Origin of the sequence: Plesiomonas sp., assembly GCF_051650925.1 — a bacterium.
Classification (GTDB): domain Bacteria; phylum Pseudomonadota; class Gammaproteobacteria; order Enterobacterales; family CAMTGL01; genus Plesiomonas.
This window is the reverse complement of the sequence record NZ_JBOFRH010000001.1, coordinates 1-2,190: the sequence shown is the minus strand read 5'-3', so window position 1 is coordinate 2,190 and position 2,190 is coordinate 1. Positions and strand designations below refer to the sequence as shown.

General features: G+C 48.9%; 1 protein-coding gene and 1 pseudogene. One reads left to right on the top strand and one right to left on the bottom strand.

The features are described from left to right. Nucleotides 1-105 precede the first annotated feature (105 nt). Nucleotides 106-681, bottom strand: a complete 576-nt coding sequence (ssb, locus tag ACRC27_RS00010) for a single-stranded DNA-binding protein (RefSeq protein WP_438621683.1) — start codon at nucleotides 679-681, stop codon at nucleotides 106-108. A 242-nt stretch (nucleotides 682-923) separates the two neighbouring features. On the opposite strand from ssb, the pseudogene ACRC27_RS00005 reads away from it, so the two are divergent. Beyond that, a pseudogene (locus ACRC27_RS00005) lies at nucleotides 924-2,190 on the top strand (excinuclease ABC subunit UvrA); the annotation flags it as partial.

The following is a 2,190-nucleotide window of genomic DNA, read 5'->3' as shown; positions in this document are numbered from 1 at the left end:
CTGTTTTGTTCAATCTATTTTGCACTATCTATATAGATAGATGTAAAAACCGCCTTGAGGCTAAACTGCAAGGCGGTTTTTAGGATAACAAGGTGCGTGGGTTTATCAGAACGGGATGTCGTCGTCAAAATCCATTGGTGGTTCTGCATTACCAAAACCGGCGTTGTTATTGGCCGGAGCAGGCGCTGCGTTATTGTTATTGTAGTTGTTTTGCGCTGGGGCGTTGTTGTAACCACCTTGTGGGGCAGCGGATTGTGGAGCAAAGTTCTGGTTTTGAGGTTGTTGTGGCTGACCCCAACTACCTTGCTGTGATTGGCCACTTGGTGCACCACCCATGCCGCCACGGGTATCAAGCATTTGCAGTTCATCTGCCTGAATTTCGGTGGTGTAACGCTCTTGGCCGCTCTGATCCTGCCATTTACGGGTACGCAGTTTGCCTTCAATGTAAACTTTTGCGCCCTTTTTCAGGTATTCACCGGCAACTTCAGCCAGTCGACGGTACAGGACAACACGGTGCCATTCAGTGAGCTCTTTTTGCTCGCCGGTGTTCTTATCGCGCCAGCTTTCAGAGGTCGCGATGCTGATGTTGGCAACAGCATTGCCATTCGGCATGTAACGCACTTCAGGGTCTTGCCCTAAATTACCGATCAGTATGACTTTGTTAATGCCACCTCTGGCCATAACTCTCTCCGCTTGGTTGGGTTGTGGTATTGATTCACTTTCTAACCGCTGAGTGTAACACGGTCAACCTGAATGTTGGGGAGATTTACCAAAAGAACTTGAAGAGGACAGGAGATTGGGAAGTCAGTTCGCAGCTGACATGCTTGCACATAGATTCATACGCGGTGAATTACTGGATATCTATTCAGTTTTTTAACTTTTATGCGATACTAAAATTCTTCCCGTTTACCTGAAGTGGCTGTATGAATAAGATCGAGGTCAGGGGTGCACGTACCCATAATCTGAAAAATATCAATCTGATCATTCCGCGTGATAAGTTAATTGTGATCACGGGGCTTTCCGGTTCAGGAAAGTCATCTTTGGCTTTTGATACGCTGTATGCCGAAGGGCAGCGGCGCTATGTCGAGTCACTTTCAGCGTATGCGCGCCAGTTTTTATCGTTAATGGAAAAGCCGGATGTTGACCATATCGAAGGGTTGTCACCGGCAATTTCCATTGAGCAAAAATCAACATCTCATAATCCGCGCTCGACCGTTGGGACTATCACTGAGATCCATGACTATCTGCGTTTGCTGTTCGCCCGAGTAGGTGAGCCGCGCTGTCCTACACATGATGCGCCATTGGCGGCGCAGACGGTCAGCCAGATGGTGGACAATGTGCTGAGTCTGCCTGAGGGCAGTAAGCTGATGTTACTGGCACCGATTATTAAAGAGCGTAAAGGTGAGCACAGTAAGACGCTAGAGAGCCTTGCGGCACAGGGGTACATTCGTGCCCGAATTGACGGTGAAGTGTGTGATCTTTCTGACCCACCAACGCTTGAGTTGCATAAGAAGCATACGATTGAGGTGGTGGTTGACCGCTTTAAGGTACGGGCTGATTTAGCACAGCGGTTAGCCGAGAGTTTTGAGACGGCACTGGCACTGTCAGGGGGTACGGTGACGATTGCGGATATGGATAATCCGCAAACAGCATTGCAGGTGTTCTCTTCTAATTTTGCCTGTCCACAATGCGGCTACAGTATGCATGAGTTAGAGCCGCGGTTGTTTTCGTTTAATAATCCGGCCGGTGCATGCCCAACATGTGATGGCTTAGGGGTTCAACAATATTTTGACCCTGATCGGGTGGTGCAAAACGCGGATCTCTCTTTAGCCGGTGGGGCAATCAAAGGATGGGATCGGCGTAATTTCTACTATTTCCAGATGTTGAAATCATTGGCGGAGCACTATGATTTTGATATTGAAGCACCGTTTAGTTCACTTTCTGCACGGGTACAAAAAGCGGTGTTATCAGGCTCTGGCCGTGAGAACATTGAGTTTAAGTACATTAATGATCGTGGGGATACCACGGTGCGCCACCACCCTTTTGAGGGGGTGTTGCACAATATGGAGCGCCGCTATAAAGAGACGGAGTCCATGGCGGTACGCGAGGAGCTGGCAAAATATATCAATAACCGCTCGTGTGCCAGTTGCCACGGTTCCCGTTTACGTGAGGAGGCTCGGCATGTGTTTG